Origin of the sequence: Ligilactobacillus cholophilus (assembly GCF_030389495.1) — a bacterium.
GTDB lineage: Bacteria > Bacillota > Bacilli > Lactobacillales > Lactobacillaceae > Ligilactobacillus > Ligilactobacillus cholophilus.
In genome coordinates this window covers 196,058-211,921 of record NZ_CP127832.1, presented here as the reverse complement: position 1 = coordinate 211,921, position 15,864 = coordinate 196,058, and the positions used below count along the sequence as shown (strand labels likewise).

Here is a 15,864-nt window from a genome sequence, read left to right as displayed (position 1 = left end):
CTAAATTCAACATATATAGATATTTTATCATGAAAAATGACTCAAGTATTATTTTTTAATATTTTTTCTTATTCATTAACTCTTGATAAATATTTTACAATTCTTCGCATTCATAGGATAAAATTGTTACAATAAGAATATTATAATAAAGTGAATATAACTAGGTGATTTAAATGGAAAAGAAGACACGTTGGATTGTGCGACTATTATTTTTAATTTACATGCTTTATATCGCCTGTACTATTGCTTCTAATCATGCTGTATTTGGCTTTTTATTATTAAATACTTTCCTAGCATATATTCCAATTGAAATAGCTATGCATATAAATGTTCATCAAACAAAATGGGGATTTATCATTATGTTTATCTTATGGATGCTATTTTATCCAAATGCTCCATATGTCCTTACTGATCTATTTCATTTAGCCAAAATTAATCCGTACGATTCGGCAACTGGATTAATGGTTTTTAGTCTAAAAAATTGGTGGCATTTTGGAAACTTAGTTTTTAGCGCTTTGATAAGCAGTTTATTTGGAATTTGGAGCTTATCACATGTCTCTGATGTATTTGCCAATCGTTTACATTTAACTAAACCCTTTTTTAAAGTCTTAGTTACAGTTATTTTAACAATTACTTCATCAGTTGGCGTTTATGTTGGACGTTTCTTACGTCTACATACGGTTTATTTATTTATCGATCCCAATGGAGTTATAAATGAATTAATCCAAATGTGGAATGCTCGTATGCTTACTTTTGTTGTAATGATTACTATCTTACAACTTTCAATATGGCTTGCAATGAACGTTTACCGTTCTGCAATTAATTATGAGGAAAAAAACCATAATCTTTAAAAATAATAGTATTATATTTAAATAAAATAAATAGGAGGTCAATTGACCTCCTATTTATTAATCTTCACCAATTATTCGAACTTCTGTTTCTAAATCTACATCAAATTGTTCTTTAATTGTTTTTTGAATATGATGAATTACATTCATATAATCTGTTGCTGTTGCATGATCAACATTTACAATAAATCCTGCATGCTTTTTAGATACTTGAGCTCCACCAATTTGAAATCCTTGTAGTCCTGCATCATGAATTAATTTTCCAGTATAATGTCCTTCTGGTCTCTTAAATACACTTCCACATGATGGATATTCAAGTGGTTGTTTTGAAGCACGAAGGAAACTATACTCACGCATATCATTCATAATTTCTTCTTGATTACCATAACTTAATGAGAATGTTGCTTGTAATACAATCTCATCTTCATCTTGTAATCTGCTATGACGATATCCAAATCGCAATTCATTTCCACGATATGTCTTTAATTCACCTTTACGAGTAATGACTTCAACTGTTTTGACAACTTGAGAAATTTCACCGCCATATGCACCAGCATTCATAAATACTGCTCCACCAACGCTTCCAGGAATTCCAGAAAGTGGTTCCATTCCAGATAAACTTTGTTCTCCAGCAATTTGTGCAACATCAATTAAAAGTGCACCAGATTGTGCAATAATTTGATTTTTAATAACCTTAATCTCATCTAAATTAGTTAAAATCATAACTAATCCACGAATACCACCATTTTTTACAATTAAATTGCTAGCATTTCCTAATACTGTCATTGGAACATTTTTTTGATTAGTCCATTCTATTACTTTACGGACCTCTTTAATTGACTTAGGCAAAGCTAATATATCAGCTGGTCCTCCAGTACATGTATTAGTATAACTAGATAATGATTTATCAAAATAAAGTTCAATTCCTTGAAGTTCTTTTTTTACTTGTAATCTTTCAAAATTCATTTTCAACATTCCTTAATTTTATACGTCCATTTATATTTTACCATGTTTATGCTGATAATTCTGCATCAAAATGATACAATGGTTGCAAGCAAGTTTTTAGTAAGGAGATTAGTTATGAATTTTGTAGCCATTGATTTTGAAACTGCTAGTGGCAAAAGAGATAGTGCCTGTTCCTTAGCACTAACCGTAGTAAAAGAAAATAAAATTGTAGATGAGTTTTATTCATTAATCAATCCCGATATGGCATTTTCATACCGTAATATCCAAATACATGGCATTACACCAGAAAGAGTAAAAAACGCGCCCAAGTTTAATGAATTATGGCCACATATTAAAGATTTTTTTGAACCTAATAAAATTATTGTTGCCCATAATGCTCGTTTTGATAATAGTGTTTTACAAAAAACTTTAGCACATTATCAAATTCCAAATCCTGAATTTCTATCAATTGATACTTTAGCTACTAGTCGTGCATTTTATAAAGGATTAACAAATTATAAGTTAAATACTATTTGTGATAAATTAAACATTCGATTAGATCATCATCATAATGCATTAGATGATTGTGAAGCTTGTGCAAACATTCTCCTTAACCAAGTAGAAAATTTTGTTGCACAAGCAATTAAGCCTTATGTTAGAGAAGTTTAAATAAAGAGGTTGAGTTACTCTCAACCTCTTTATTTTTCTTTATTAAATTAAAGTTTTAATTTCTTTCAATAAAGTATTATATCTCTCACCATGTGCTTCAAAATCTAAATAACGCACATTCATATCTTTTTCATCTTTTTTAATATGTATAAGAAGATTATCTAAAGGAAGTTCTTCAGAAATAAATTGAGACCATTCTACTACAGAAACACCATTTCCATTAAAATACTCTTCTAATCCCATACCTTCGCCACCAGTTTCTTCTAACCGATAAACATCCATATGGTAAAGTGGTAGTCGTCCCTGTTGATATTCACGAATTATAGTAAAAGTTGGACTTTTAATATTTCGCTTAATCCCAAGTCCTTCTGCTAATCCTTTAGTAAAAGTTGTTTTACCAGCACCTAAATCACCATCGAGCAATATAACATCACTAGCTTCTAGTTTACTAGCAATTTTCTTTGCTATTTCTTGCATCTCAGTTGCTGAATTAACTACTATTTCCATTTTTTATTACTCCATTGTCGTTTGTGCGGCTGTAATAATACCTACTTGATATGCATCATCTTCAGAAGCTCCGCGTGATAAATCAGATACAGGTTGATTTAAGCCTTGCAAAATTGGTCCAATAGCAGTGAAATTACCTAAACGTTGAGCTATTTTATATCCAATATTTCCAGATTGTAAATCAGGGAATATAAATACATTTGCATTTCCAGCAACTTTTGATCCTGGAGCTTTACTCTTCCCTACGCTTGGTACCAAAGCGGCATCAAATTGCAATTCTCCATCAATCATTTCATTTGGTGCCATCTCTTGCGCAATTTTTGTAGCTTCCATTACCTTTGTTACTTCTTCAGATTGACCTGAGCCTTTTGTTGAAAAGCTCAACATTGCAACTTTAGGATCAATATCAAATAGTCTTGCTGTTTTAATACTTTCTACTGCAATTTCAGCTAATTCTTGTGCATTTGGATTAATATTGATCGCACAATCAGCAAAAACATATGTCTCTTTTCCATCATTTCGTGTCATAATGAATGAACCACTCGTACGAGATACACCAGGTTTGGTTTTAATTATTTGCAAAGCTGGGCGTACTGTATCACCAGTAGGACTAATTGCACCTGAAACCATACAATCTGCTTTTTTCATATAAACTAGCATAGTTCCAAAATAATTATTTACATTTCGTAACCATTCACGTGCTTCTCCTTCAGTATTTTTACCTGCACGTCGTTCTAAAAAACTCATTAACATTTCATCAAAATCTTCATTTGGATATGTTTTAGGGTCTATAATTTCGATATTATCAGGTAAATCTAACCCATTTTGTTCTAAGATATTCTTTACTTCTTCATTAGTTCCTAAAATAATAGGATCAGCTAAATTATCCTTTGCTAATCTAACTGCCGCCTTTACAATTCTTTCATCGCTTCCTTCAGGAAAAACAATGCGAATGCCCTTGTTTTTAATTTTTCCCTTTAAGTTATCCATCAAATTCATGATTTATCCTCCTTCTCATCCAATGCCACATGTTCTGGCAACTGCCAATCAATTGGCTTTTCCCCCATTGCCTCTAAAGCTGCATTTGCTTTAGAAAAAGGTTTAGATCCAAAGAAACCTCGGTTTGCTGATAATGGACTTGGATGTGCTGATTTTATCACAACATTTTTTGTTGTATCAATATACTTTTCTTTAGCCTGAGCCGCTTTTCCCCATAAAATAAAAACTACCGGTTTAGGTCGTTCTGATAATTTTTGAATGGCAACATCTGTTAATCTTTCCCATCCTTTTCCCCTATGAGAAAATGCTTGTCCATTGCGTACAGTTAAGACCGAATTAAGTAATAATACTCCCTGTTGTGCCCATTTTTTTAAGTATCCATGGTTAACTGGTTTGATTCCTAAATCATTATATAATTCTTTATAAATATTTTTTAATGATGGTGGAACAGGAACACCTGGTTGAACTGAAAAACTTAATCCATGAGCTTGATGAGGTTCATGGTATGGATCTTGTCCTAAAATAACGACTTTTACCTTTGAAAAAGGCGTCCATTCAAATGCTTGAAAAATATGATACATATCAGGATGTATTAAATAATTTTGATATTCATTTTTTAAAAATTTATGTAAATTAGCATAGTATGGTTTTTGAAATTCACTTTCTAATACATTTTGCCAATCATTATGAATTAACGTCTTCATTTCTGCCACCTCACTGGTATTTTATCATATTTTCAAAACTTTCAACAAACAAGTATTTTGCAATGTTGACTTATGATAAAATATAATAAACGAATAGAAAGGGAAAGTATTTTATGATTCAAATTATAGCTTCTGACATGGATGGAACTTTATTAAATGGCGAAATGACTGTTTCATCATTTAATGCCAATGCAATAAAAGCCGCACAAGAGAAGGGAGTTCACTTTATTGTCTCATCTGGACGTTCATATTATGAAGTGAAACCACTACTTGATAAATTTGGTATTAAATGTCCAATGATTTCAATTAATGGTGGATTAATTTTAGATGAAAACGGAAATACAATTGAATCAACTCCAATTCCCAAAGAACTTGCCAGCCAAATTATGACAACTTTAAAAAAAGCTCATTTATATTTTGAAGTTGTAACTAAAGATGGTGTTTGCTCAGATGATAAATCAAAAAGAATTGAAAATTTTGCAGAATTATTAGCTTCAATTCAACCTGATACTCCATTTAAACTCGCTGTAAGTTTAGCCTCTGCACGAATGGAACTGGTAAATATTCAATATGTTGATGATTATCAAGAAATTCTCTCTGATGTTCACAATCCTATATATAAAATAGTTGCATTTAGTCAAGATGGACCTAAAGTCCTAGATCCTTTACGTGAAAAATTTGATGCTAATCCAGAATTAGTAGTAACTTCATCCGGTGAAAGAAATATTGAAATTAATCATGCAAATGCCACTAAAGGTATTGCATTACAAAAATATGCAGATTCTCTAAATATACCTTTAGATAATGTAATGGCGATTGGTGATAATAACAATGATGTTCCAATGTTAAAAGTTGCTGGCGTAAGTTATGCAATGGGAAATGGAACTGATGAAGTTAAAAAAATCGCAAACCATATTGCTGATACAAACTTTAATGATGGAGTAGGCAAAGCTATTTTACAAGAACTTAACTAATTATAAGAATCAGGTGTAAAATATGCGTGTGTTATATATCAATTATGAATCTTTAATTACAAATAGTACTTTAACCGTTAGAAATAAAGAATCAAAAGTTGAATATTTAATTACAAACCAATTAAAAAACGATGCAGAATGTTTTATTATTAATTCTCTATATGGTGATGAATTAGCACGCATTACTCAAATCAATGCTGGAATAATACCACAGTATAAATTAATTCAAAATAACAAATTAATTAGCAAATTTTTGCGTCCATTGAATTTTTCAAATGAGATATTCTATTTATCTAGGTTACACTGGCTTGTATATGGCAATTTATTAAAAATGAATTACAAAATTAGATTATTTAATCAAGAAATTCTTAAAACAAAACTTGTAAAAAAAGTTCCCAAGCGTTTAAAAATTTCAATAAATACTCTAGAAAATGAACCATTATGTTTATGTATCATTGCAATTTTAAACTTTTGGGCAAAAGATAAAATGAATTTAGAAAAAAATGAATTATGCGAAAAATATCTTGCTCATGATTTGTTATAAAATAAATAAGCTCAGCAACCATTGGTTACTGAGCTTATTATTTTACCTATAATTCTTAAGAGTCCTTCTAATTTCTCGTTCTTGGTCTCTTCGTTTAATTGTTTCACGCTTATCGTATTCGTGCTTACCTTTTGCAACTCCTAAAAGCACCTTTGCAAATCCATTTTTTAAATACACTTTTAAAGGTACAAGCGTAATTCCTTGCTGACCTGTCTCACCAATTAATTTATTAATTTCTTTTTTATGCAATAATAATTTTCTTGCTCTCAAAGGATCATGATTAAATCGATTTCCTTGATCATACTCAGAAATATGAACATTCATTAACCAAGCTTCGCCATTTCGAATTTGAGCATACCCATCTTTTAAGTTTATTCGACTTGCACGAACTGATTTAATTTCCGTTCCAGTTAACACAATCCCAGCTTCAATTGTTTCTAAAATATTATAATCATGATATGCTTTCTTATTTTGAGCTAATGAGGCATTTTTTACCTGTTTTTTCATTAATTCTCACCTTCTTTAATGGTGATAGCGATTATTTTCATTTTTCTTTTGATTTTTTCTTTTATGTCCATTTATTGAATCTTTATTACGCTTAAAATTATTTTTCCGACGGTTTTTATTACCATTAAACTTATTCTTCTTTTTTCCATCACGATTAAAACGCTTATGCATATCTGGTAATTCTACATCTTTAAGCAAATCACTCTTTGGAGCATCTTTAGGATTCAACAATTTAAAATTAATCTCATGTAACTCAACGTTTACATCCATTAATTTAACACGTACTTCTTGTCCAATTCTAAATGTTCTCTTATATCTTCGACCAACCAAAGCCATTTGCTTTTCAACATATACGTAATAATCATCTTTTAATTCACTAATATGAATCAAGCCTTCAACTGTATTTGGTAATGAAATAAACATTCCAAATTTTGTTACTGAACTTACTACTGCATCAAATTCTTCCCCTACATGGTCTGCCATATATTCGGCTTTCTTCAAATCATCTGTTTCACGTTCAGCATCAATTGCTCGACGTTCCATTTCAGAACTATGTTTAGTAATTTCAGGAAGTTTATCTTTATACTTAGCTTGAGCTGCTTCATCTGTACCATTTTCTGCGTAAAATCTTATTAAACGATGGACAGTTAAATCAGGATAACGACGAATTGGAGATGTAAAGTGAGTATAATCAGTTGCGGCTAATCCGAAATGACCAATTGGATGATCATCATATTTAGCTTGTTGCATTGATCTAAGTAGCATTGTTGAAACCATTGCTTCTTCTGGTTTTCCAACTACTTTCTTTAAAATATTTTGTAACATTTTAGGCTTTACATCACCCTTTTGACCAGTAACTTGAATTCCTAATGCAGAAAGGGTCTCTAAAAAGGTTGTAATCTTTTCCTCTTTAGGTTGTTCATGAATCCGATATACAAATGGAACATTCAAATTGTTATAGTGTGCAGCAACAGTTTCATTTGCTGCTAACATAAATGATTCGATCATTCGTTCACTAGTTCCACGATTTCTTAATTGAATATCAATTGGATGACCGTCATCATCTAAGATAATTTTTGCTTCGTCATCTTCAAATTCAATTGCTCCACGTCTTTTACGCATTTTTAATAAAATTTTGTGTAATTCCGCCATATCTTCAAACATAGGAACTAATTCTTCATATCTTTTCATTGTTTTTTCATCATGTGATTCAACAATTTTATTAACATCAATATATGTCATTCGTTCCGTTGATTTAATTATACTTGGAAAAATTTTATGATTTACAACTTCTCCTTCAGAATTAATTTCCATTTCACATGTCATTGCTAAACGTTCTACATGTGGATTTAATGAACAAATTCCATTTGATAGTTTATGTGGAAGCATTGGAATGACACGATCAGTTAAATAAACAGATATCCCTCTTTCAAAGGCTTCCTTATCCAATGGACTTCCGGGTGTTACATAATGCGAAACATCAGCAATGTGAACCCCTAAGTGGAAATTTCCATTTGGTAATTTCCAAACATTAACCGCATCATCTAAGTCTTTAGATTCAATACTATCAATCGTTACTAAATGTTGATCAGTTAAATCAACACGACCTTCTTTTTCTTCTTCAGTAACATAATCAGGAATATGACTAATTTCATCTAAAACATCATCTGGAAATTCAGTTGGAATATCATGTTTGTAAACAACTTGAAGAATATCTACGCCAGGATCATTAACATTTCCAATAACTTTAATTGGAATTACCTTTAAAATGCCAGGTAAATTTGAACTTGGATATGCAGTAATATCAGCTAATACTACTTCCCCAGGAACTGGATGTAATCCTTTATCTTCCACTAAAACTTGTAAATTTGTCATTTTTTTATCAGTTAAGTGCAAAGTTCCAATAATTCCTGCAGGCAAATTTGACTCATCGTCATTTTTAAATTCACCTACAACTTGAGTTAAAGCATGTCCTTTAATTTCAACAACCTTACCTTCAGGACGAACTTCATGTGCTGGATCCCCAGGAGTTACCATTTGAATTTCAACTTCATCGCCATTTAATGCAGATAAAGTGTTTAGCGGATTAATAAAATAATCAGGTTGTTCTGGATCTACAGTTACAAATCCAAATCCTCGATCATTAGCATGGAAAATTCCATCAAAATGAGGCATTTCTTTCTTTAAGAAAAAACGATTATCATCATCGAATCCTAATTGATCTTCATGTTCCATTTGGGTTAATGCTTGTACAACAAATTTAAATTGAGCACCCTTATCCATATTTAGATATTCAGCCAATTGCTTTACTGTAAAATGTTTATTTGGTTCTTCATTAAACTTTTTATATAATTGATTAATAATTTCTTGTTTTTCCATTAGTTTCCTCATCATCTTTACGAAAATTTTATATCGAATTTTTATGTAAAAAAAGACCGCGACCGAGGTCACAGCCTGTCTTATTGGCTAATTTGATGAAATATAAACTAAGCCTAAAGCAATCGCAAAGAAAAGGATTCCTAATACAACAGTTACCTTTTGCATAAAGGCTTCGAATCCTCTTGGCTTTTGCTTACTGAAAAGATCAGCTGCACCTCCAGAAAGTGCTGATGATGCATTATCAGTCTTTGCAGGTTGCATCATAACTGCAATGATAATCAAAATTGATATAATTACAAGTAACGTTAAGAGCGTATTATACAATTCACTTATCCTCCTCACTCTCCCGTTATATAAAACCAATTTATATTTTATCATTTGTCATCAAATTTTTCCAGTTGTTTCTTTTTCTGAACTCTTTTTTGCAATTTTCTCAATCTGATGTCTTACCCAAGCACAATTTTCATGTGATGTTAAAATTATTAATGTATCTCCACTTCGAATTAGAGTATCCCCATGTGGAATGAGTTCCTTTTCACCGCGGCGAATCGCTATTAATAAGCTTTGTTTTGGCCATTGAAAATCTCGGACTTGCTTATCTTGCAATAATGAACCAGCAAATACAGGTATTTCAATTTTATCTTGAAATGATGACAATTGCGATTCTTTCTCTGGTTCAGGTATCAAAGTATCCAACATAGCTTCATAAATTGGTCTTCCGTGCAATATATCCACAACAGTATATGAAATTAAAGAAACTACCGCAAGTGGCATTAAGTGACTTAAAGATCCTACCATTTCTGTAATTAATAAAATTGCAGTAAATGGAGCTTTTCCAATGCAAGCAAAATACCCAGCCATTGAATATATAACACAATTAATAATTAAGCATTTTGGCATTAATCCTAATAGTACACATATTTTTCCAAATAATGCACCTAAAACCGCACCTAATGTTAAAATTGGCAAAAATATTCCACCTGGCAATCCAGATCCGTACGAAATTGTAGAAAATACTAATCTAACTATAAATAAAACTATAAGGATCCAAATATTTGACCAAAAATGACTTATTCCTAAAACAACAGTATTTCCGCCACCTAAAACTTCTGGCCAAAAGATTCCAATTGGAATCACTAAAATTAATGGAACAATTGAATCAAAATACTGTGGCAATTTTTTTATTTTCAAATAAACTTTATCAATATTCAATGTCATATATGAATAAAGTTTGCCTAAAAATCCGAGTATTATTCCTAAAAATATTAATAAAAAATAGTACTTAATCGGAAATGATTCAAAATAACGCAAATGAAGAACTGGCGTCAAACCAAAAAAGTTCATTGAAATAAAATCAGAAGTTATTGCAGAACTCAATGCAGTTGTCCAAATTAAAGGTGAAAAATTATGATAAACTTCTTCTAATACAAAAAGAGAAGAAGCTATTGGTGCATTAAATGCTGCAGATAATCCGGCAGCTGCTCCTCCAGCAATTAAAACTCTTCGGCCAGCACCTTTATGTTTAGTTTTTTCTGCAAAGGCTTGTCCAACAGCTGCTCCTAATTGAATTGAAGGGCCTTCTCTCCCTAAAAATAATCCAGAAGAAATAGATAATACTCCTCCAACCCATTTACGCCAAAGAACACTCCACCAATTCATTTCAAGTTCTCCAGCTAATTGTCCTTCAACTTGTGGTATACCAGATCCTTTTATATTAGGTTCTTTTTTTATTAATAATCCATTAATTAAGCAAATTAAAATTGATAATATTATCCACGGTATTATAAAAAATATATGTTCTCGCATATATTTATATGCAATTAACACAAAATGTAAATTTAATTCAATAAAATAGCGAAATAAACTTACTACAAAGCCTACAATAATTCCAACAAATAGTCCCTTTGCAATAAATTTAAATCGCGTTAAATCTAAAGCTTCGCCTTTTTTCATCGTTAAACGTTTCCTCTTTTATTTTAATTACTTAAAAAATTATAATATTTTTTTTAAACAAAAAAAAGAGAGAAATATTAATTTCTCTCTTTCTTCTTAGCAAAACCAATAAAATTATTTATTGATGATGTCTTGACGAGCTTGTTCACTCAAGTTGTAGAATGAGTGAATACCCTTGTATTCAGCAACATTGCTTGTTAATTGATCTTCAATACGCATTAATTGGTTGTATTTAGCAATACGATCTGTACGGCTCATTGAACCAGTCTTAATTTGACCTGCGTTTGTAGCAACAACTAAGTCAGCAATTGTTGTATCTTCTGTTTCACCTGAACGGTGTGAAACAATAGCTGTGTAACCAGCTTCTTTAGCCATTTCGATAGCTTCCATTGTTTCTGTTAATGTACCGATTTGGTTAACTTTGATTAAGATTGAGTTTGCAGCACCCATCTTGATACCTTTACGTAAGTATTCAGTGTTTGTTACAAAGAAGTCATCACCAACTAATTGAACTTTCTTACCAAGTTCACTTGTGATTGTTACCCAATCATCCCAGTTGTTTTCATCGATAGGATCTTCAACAGAAATAATAGGATATTTGTTTACTAATTCTTCAATGTACTTAATGAATTCTGCTGTTGTGAATTCTTCACCAGTTGACCAACGTAACTTGTACTTCTTGTCTTCGTCATTCCAAAGTTCTGAAGCAGCAACGTCCATTGCAATAGCAATGTCTTTACCTGGCTTGTAACCAGCATCTTCAATTGCACGTACTAAGTATTGTAATGGTTCTTCGTTGTTTGCAAAGTCAGGAGCAAATCCACCTTCATCACCAACAGCTGTTGATTTACCAGCTTCTTTTAAGATAGCTTGTAAATGATGGAATGTTTCTGAACCCATACGTACAGCTTCCTTCATTGATTTTGCACCAACAGGCATAATCATGAATTCTTGGAAGTCAACCTTGTTTGCTGAGTGAGCACCACCATTGATAACGTTCATCATTGGTGTTGGCATAACGTGAGCATTGAAACCTCCGATGTAGTTGTACAAAGGAACTTCCAATTCATCTGCAGCAGCATGTGCAACAGCGATTGAAACAGCTAAAATTGCGTTTGCACCCAATTTACCTTTGTTTGGAGTACCATCTAAAGCAATCATTGCTTTATCAATAGCAACTTGGTCAGTTACTTCGTAACCAACGATTTCCTTTGCAATAACATTGTTAACATTAGCAACGGCCTTTGATACACCTTTACCCATGTAACGTGATTTGTCACCGTCACGTAATTCAACAGCTTCGTGTTCACCTGTTGAAGCACCTGAAGGAACGATTCCACGACCAAAAGCACCTGCTTCTGTATATACTTCAGCTTCGACTGTAGGATTACCACGTGAGTCTAAAACTTCGCGAGCATAAATTTCTGTAATAGCAGACATATTCTTTACTCTCCTTTAACTTTGATAAACAATTAGAAATTGTCTTCAAATTATATTTTAATTGTTTTACGATTAAGTTTCAACGTTAAAACGCTAATCTGTTGAAAATTAATCTTTGTAGTGTGCTAATTGTAAGAATGAATCTGGTTGTAATGCAGCACCACCGATTAAACCACCGTCAATATCTTCTTTTGACATGATTTCTTTAACATTAGCTGGTTTTACTGAACCACCATATTGGATACGTACTTTTTCTGCAACTGATTCATCATATAAATCTGCAACAGTGTTACGGATAGCACGGCACATTTCTTCTGCTTGATCAGCTGTAGCAGTCTTACCTGTACCAATTGCCCAAATTGGTTCATAAGCAATTACTGTGTTTGAAACTTGTTCTGCTGTTAAGCCTTCTAAATCTGCCTTGATTTGGCCTTCTACAAATTCTTCTGCTTTATTAGCTTCACGAGTTTCTAATGATTCACCACAGCATAAAATTGGCTTCATACCATTAGCAAAAATTGCCTTTGCTTTTTTATTAATGTCTTCATCAGTTTCATGGAAGTATTCACGACGTTCTGAGTGTCCAATAATTACATAGTCAACACCCATGTCTTTTAATACCATTGGTGATGTTTCACCAGTGTATGCACCTTCATTTTCAAAGTAGCAATTTTCTGCACCAACATGTAATTCTGAGCCCTTTGCACTTTCAAGCAATGCTGGCAAATCAACTGCTGGAGCACAAATTACTGTTTCAACATCAGATGAATTTGGTAATTCTGCTTTAACTGCATTTACAAATTCAACTGTTTCTTGTGGGTTTTTATTTAATTTCCAGTTACCTGCGATAATTGGTGTACGCATAATAGTCATCCTTTCATTTTAAAATAGGGAGGAAAAACCTCCCTATCATTAAAAAATTAATTATTTGTCAGATACAGCGGCGATACCTGGTAATGTCTTACCTTCAAGATATTCAAGTGATGCGCCACCACCAGTTGAGATGTGTGTTAACTTATCAGCAACGCCTAATTTCTTAACAGCAGCTGTTGAGTCACCACCACCAACAATTGTTGTAGCATCTGTTAATGTTCCTAAGAACTTACCAATTTCTAATGTACCCTTAGCAAAGTTTGGCATTTCGAATACACCCATTGGTCCATTCCATACAACTGTTTTAGCATCTTTCAATACACTTTCAAACAATTCTACAGATTTAGGTCCAATATCTAATGCCATCCAACCATCTGGAATGTCGCCTTCAATAACTTTGCTTGGTGCATCATTATCAAATTTTTCTGCACAAACATTATCAACTGGAAGAACTAACTTGTCGCCAGCTTTATCCATAATTTCTTTAGCTAATTCAATCTTGTCTTTTTCAACTAATGAATTACCAATCTTAATACCCTTAGCAGCGTAGAATGTATATGCCATACCACCACCAACGATAATCTTATCAGCTTTGTCTAATAAGTGGTTGATAACACCAATCTTATCTGATACTTTTGCACCACCTAAGATTGCAACAAATGGATGTGCAGGATTATCTACTGCATTACCTAAGAATTTAATTTCTTTTTCTAATAAGAAACCAGCAGCAGCTTTCTTACCTTCTGCTTCCATGTTCTTAGCAATACCAACGTTTGAAGCATGTTCACGGTGAGCTGTACCGAATGCATCGTTTACATAGATATCACCTAATGAAGCCCAGTACTTACCTAATTCAGGGTCATTACCTGATTCTTTCTTGCCATCTAAATCTTCGAAACGAGTGTTTTCAACAAGTAAAACGTCGCCGTCTTTCATGTTGTCAATTGCTTCTTCTAATTGTGGACCACGTGTTACTGGAACAAATGTAACTGGTTTATTTAATAATTCAGCTAAATGTTTAGCAACAGGTTTTAATGTTAAAGCCTTTTTATCTTCTTCTGTTTTAACACGTCCAAGGTGTGAAAATAGAATTGCCTTTCCACCGTTATCGATGATGTAGTTGATTGTTGGCAAAGCAGCAGTCATACGGTTATCATCTGTAATTTCGCCATCTTTCAATGGAACATTGAAATCTACACGAACTAAAACTTTTTTACCTTTAAGGTCATCTTTTAAGTCTGAAACCATAAGTTTAGCCATTATGTAGTACCTCCATAAAATATATTATTGGTAGTCAAATCGGTTGTTGTCAGCCAATTTTAACTATAATTAAAAAGGCAGGAGAAGGCTTACCTCCACCCGCCTCCAAAAATCAAATTAGATTTTTAATGCTTTATCTTAAAGCATGCTTGCGAATTTTTCTAATGTACGGATCATTTGAGCTGTGAAGCCTGATTCGTTGTCATACCATGCAGCAACTTTTACTACTTGGCCTTCGCCTTCACCGACAACTTGTGTTTGTGATGGGTCAAATACTGAACCAAATGATGTACCGATGATATCGCTTGATACGATTTCGTCTGCGTTGTAACCAAATGATTCGTTACCATCTGTTACCTTCTTAACAGCTTCGTTTACTTCTTCAGCTGTAACTGCTTTGTCTAATGTTACAACTAATTCTGTTACTGAACCTGTGATTGTTGGTACACGTAATGCGTGTCCATCTAACTTGCCGTCTAATTCTGGAACTACCTTACCTAAGGCCTTTGCAGCACCTGTTGAGTGAGGAATGATGTTTTGTGCAGCAGCACGTGCGTTACGTACATTACCTTTGCGGTCTGGACCGTCTTGTAAGTGTTGTGTTGCTGTGTATGCGTGTGTTGTTGTCATTGTACCTGCTTTGATACCAAATGCATCGTTAACAGCCTTTGCCATTGGTGCTAAGCAGTTTGTTGTACATGATGCAGCTGAAATGATGTTTGCATCTGGTGTGATGATGTCATCGTTTACACCGTAAACAACTGTTGGCATGTCACCTGCTGGTGCTGATACAAGAACTTTCTTTGCGCCAGCCTTCAAGTGTGCTGATGCCTTTTCTTCTGATGTGTAGAAACCTGTTGATTCAAGTACTAAATCAACACCATCGTTCTTAACCCAAGGAATGTTTGTTGCATCTGCTTCTGCATATACAGGGATTTCCTTACCGTTTACGATAAGTGAGTGATCTGTTGCAGATACTTCTGCATCAAATTGACCATGAGCTGTGTCATACTTCAATAAGTGAGCTAACATAGCTGGTGATGTTAAGTCGTTGATAGCAACGATTTCCAAATCATCTGATACTTCAGCAATCCGACGGAATGCTAAACGGCCGATACGACCAAAACCATTAATACCTACTTTTGTAGTCATATTAATATTCCTCCTAAAAGGTAAATTTATACTAAAGGATCGTTAATAAATTTTAACTACCCTTAACACCTTTGAATTATATCAGTAAAAATTGACACGTGCAAGCATAT

General features: G+C 32.9%; 16 protein-coding genes. 4 read left to right on the top strand and 12 right to left on the bottom strand.

The annotated features are described in order from the left end of the window. The first annotated feature begins 173 nt into the window (after positions 1-173). Positions 174-851: a DUF1361 domain-containing protein gene (locus QPK35_RS01110; RefSeq protein ID WP_290033640.1), complete on the top strand. Its 678-nt coding sequence runs from the start codon at positions 174-176 to the stop codon at positions 849-851. A 57-nt stretch (positions 852-908) separates the two neighbouring features. Here QPK35_RS01110 and murB read toward each other — a convergent pair whose 3' ends face one another. Further along, on the bottom strand, positions 909-1,814 hold the full coding sequence (gene murB, locus QPK35_RS01105) for a UDP-N-acetylmuramate dehydrogenase (RefSeq protein WP_290033639.1): 906 nt from the start codon (positions 1,812-1,814) through the stop codon (positions 909-911). Between the two features lie 114 nt (positions 1,815-1,928). On the opposite strand from murB, the gene QPK35_RS01100 reads away from it, so the two are divergent. Further along, positions 1,929-2,462 carry a 3'-5' exonuclease gene (locus QPK35_RS01100; protein WP_290033638.1) on the top strand — a complete coding sequence of 178 codons (534 nt, stop codon included), beginning with the start codon at positions 1,929-1,931 and terminating at the stop codon, positions 2,460-2,462. A gap of 42 nt (positions 2,463-2,504) precedes the next feature. Here the strand turns inward: QPK35_RS01100 and tsaE are convergent, their stop codons facing one another. From tsaE to QPK35_RS01085, 3 genes are read right to left on the bottom strand one after another with little or no spacing between them, the layout of a single operon-like run. Continuing rightward, entirely contained in the window at positions 2,505-2,969 is a 465-nt protein-coding gene (gene tsaE / locus QPK35_RS01095; RefSeq protein WP_290033637.1) for a tRNA (adenosine(37)-N6)-threonylcarbamoyltransferase complex ATPase subunit type 1 TsaE, read from the bottom strand. Positions 2,970-2,975: 6 nt separating this feature from the next. Next, positions 2,976-3,968 (bottom strand): phosphate acetyltransferase, encoded by a 993-nt coding sequence (gene pta / locus QPK35_RS01090; protein WP_290033636.1) that lies wholly within the window; start codon positions 3,966-3,968, stop codon positions 2,976-2,978. After that, positions 3,965-4,672 carry a uracil-DNA glycosylase gene (locus QPK35_RS01085; RefSeq protein WP_290033635.1) on the bottom strand — a complete coding sequence of 236 codons (708 nt, stop codon included), beginning with the start codon at positions 4,670-4,672 and terminating at the stop codon, positions 3,965-3,967. Before QPK35_RS01085 ends, pta begins: the two co-directional genes overlap by 4 nt. 113 nt (positions 4,673-4,785) lie before the next feature. Here QPK35_RS01085 and QPK35_RS01080 point away from each other — a divergent pair, with 113 nt between their 5' ends. Together QPK35_RS01080 and QPK35_RS01075 are read left to right on the top strand one after the other, a co-directional pair. After that, positions 4,786-5,646, top strand: a complete 861-nt coding sequence (locus tag QPK35_RS01080) for a Cof-type HAD-IIB family hydrolase (RefSeq protein WP_290033634.1) — start codon at positions 4,786-4,788, stop codon at positions 5,644-5,646. A gap of 28 nt (positions 5,647-5,674) precedes the next feature. After that, on the top strand, positions 5,675-6,190 hold the full coding sequence (locus tag QPK35_RS01075; RefSeq protein WP_290033633.1) for an LURP-one-related/scramblase family protein: 516 nt from the start codon (positions 5,675-5,677) through the stop codon (positions 6,188-6,190). Positions 6,191-6,232: 42 nt separating this feature from the next. Here the strand turns inward: QPK35_RS01075 and smpB are convergent, their stop codons facing one another. The 8 genes from smpB to gap form a co-directional block, all read right to left on the bottom strand. Beyond that, entirely contained in the window at positions 6,233-6,697 is a 465-nt protein-coding gene (gene smpB, locus QPK35_RS01070) for an SsrA-binding protein SmpB (protein ID WP_290033632.1), read from the bottom strand. Between the two features lie 15 nt (positions 6,698-6,712). Further along, the gene (gene rnr, locus QPK35_RS01065; protein WP_290033631.1) at positions 6,713-9,076 is read right to left on the bottom strand and encodes a ribonuclease R; all 2,364 of its coding nucleotides are present in this window, start codon (positions 9,074-9,076) and stop codon (positions 6,713-6,715) included. 87 nt (positions 9,077-9,163) lie between these two features. Next, on the bottom strand, positions 9,164-9,400 hold the full coding sequence (secG, locus tag QPK35_RS01060; protein WP_290033630.1) for a preprotein translocase subunit SecG: 237 nt from the start codon (positions 9,398-9,400) through the stop codon (positions 9,164-9,166). 60 nt (positions 9,401-9,460) lie between these two features. Beyond that, the gene (locus tag QPK35_RS01055; RefSeq protein ID WP_290033629.1) at positions 9,461-11,029 is read right to left on the bottom strand and encodes a ClC family H(+)/Cl(-) exchange transporter; all 1,569 of its coding nucleotides are present in this window, start codon (positions 11,027-11,029) and stop codon (positions 9,461-9,463) included. A gap of 114 nt (positions 11,030-11,143) precedes the next feature. Next, the gene (gene eno, locus QPK35_RS01050) at positions 11,144-12,469 is read right to left on the bottom strand and encodes a phosphopyruvate hydratase (protein WP_290033628.1); all 1,326 of its coding nucleotides are present in this window, start codon (positions 12,467-12,469) and stop codon (positions 11,144-11,146) included. A gap of 108 nt (positions 12,470-12,577) precedes the next feature. Further along, the gene (gene tpiA / locus QPK35_RS01045) at positions 12,578-13,333 is read right to left on the bottom strand and encodes a triose-phosphate isomerase (protein WP_290033627.1); all 756 of its coding nucleotides are present in this window, start codon (positions 13,331-13,333) and stop codon (positions 12,578-12,580) included. Positions 13,334-13,393: 60 nt separating this feature from the next. Next, positions 13,394-14,602: a phosphoglycerate kinase gene (locus QPK35_RS01040; protein WP_290033626.1), complete on the bottom strand. Its 1,209-nt coding sequence runs from the start codon at positions 14,600-14,602 to the stop codon at positions 13,394-13,396. A 138-nt stretch (positions 14,603-14,740) separates the two neighbouring features. Continuing rightward, positions 14,741-15,754, bottom strand: coding sequence for a type I glyceraldehyde-3-phosphate dehydrogenase (gene gap / locus QPK35_RS01035; protein ID WP_290033194.1), 1,014 nt, complete (start codon positions 15,752-15,754; stop codon positions 14,741-14,743). Positions 15,755-15,864: the final 110 nt, after the last annotated feature.

Excerpts from the sequence above, each read along its gene's own strand:
- QPK35_RS01080 (WP_290033634.1), top strand. The coding sequence starts at position 4,786 with ATGATTCAAATTATAGCTTCTGACATGGATGGAACTTTATTAAATGGC.
- eno (WP_290033628.1), bottom strand. The coding sequence starts at position 12,469 with ATGTCTGCTATTACAGAAATTTATGCTCGCGAAGTTTTAGACTCACGT.
- QPK35_RS01110 (WP_290033640.1), top strand. The coding sequence starts at position 174 with ATGGAAAAGAAGACACGTTGGATTGTGCGACTATTATTTTTAATTTAC.
- QPK35_RS01055 (WP_290033629.1), bottom strand. The coding sequence starts at position 11,029 with ATGAAAAAAGGCGAAGCTTTAGATTTAACGCGATTTAAATTTATTGCA.
- tpiA (WP_290033627.1), bottom strand. The coding sequence starts at position 13,333 with ATGCGTACACCAATTATCGCAGGTAACTGGAAATTAAATAAAAACCCA.
- QPK35_RS01085 (WP_290033635.1), bottom strand. The coding sequence starts at position 4,672 with ATGAAGACGTTAATTCATAATGATTGGCAAAATGTATTAGAAAGTGAA.
- QPK35_RS01040 (WP_290033626.1), bottom strand. The coding sequence starts at position 14,602 with ATGGCTAAACTTATGGTTTCAGACTTAAAAGATGACCTTAAAGGTAAA.
- murB (WP_290033639.1), bottom strand. The coding sequence starts at position 1,814 with ATGAATTTTGAAAGATTACAAGTAAAAAAAGAACTTCAAGGAATTGAA.
- QPK35_RS01100 (WP_290033638.1), top strand. The coding sequence starts at position 1,929 with ATGAATTTTGTAGCCATTGATTTTGAAACTGCTAGTGGCAAAAGAGAT.
- rnr (WP_290033631.1), bottom strand. The coding sequence starts at position 9,076 with ATGGAAAAACAAGAAATTATTAATCAATTATATAAAAAGTTTAATGAA.
- tsaE (WP_290033637.1), bottom strand. The coding sequence starts at position 2,969 with ATGGAAATAGTAGTTAATTCAGCAACTGAGATGCAAGAAATAGCAAAG.
- gap (WP_290033194.1), bottom strand. The coding sequence starts at position 15,754 with ATGACTACAAAAGTAGGTATTAATGGTTTTGGTCGTATCGGCCGTTTA.
- smpB (WP_290033632.1), bottom strand. The coding sequence starts at position 6,697 with ATGAAAAAACAGGTAAAAAATGCCTCATTAGCTCAAAATAAGAAAGCA.
- pta (WP_290033636.1), bottom strand. The coding sequence starts at position 3,968 with ATGAATTTGATGGATAACTTAAAGGGAAAAATTAAAAACAAGGGCATT.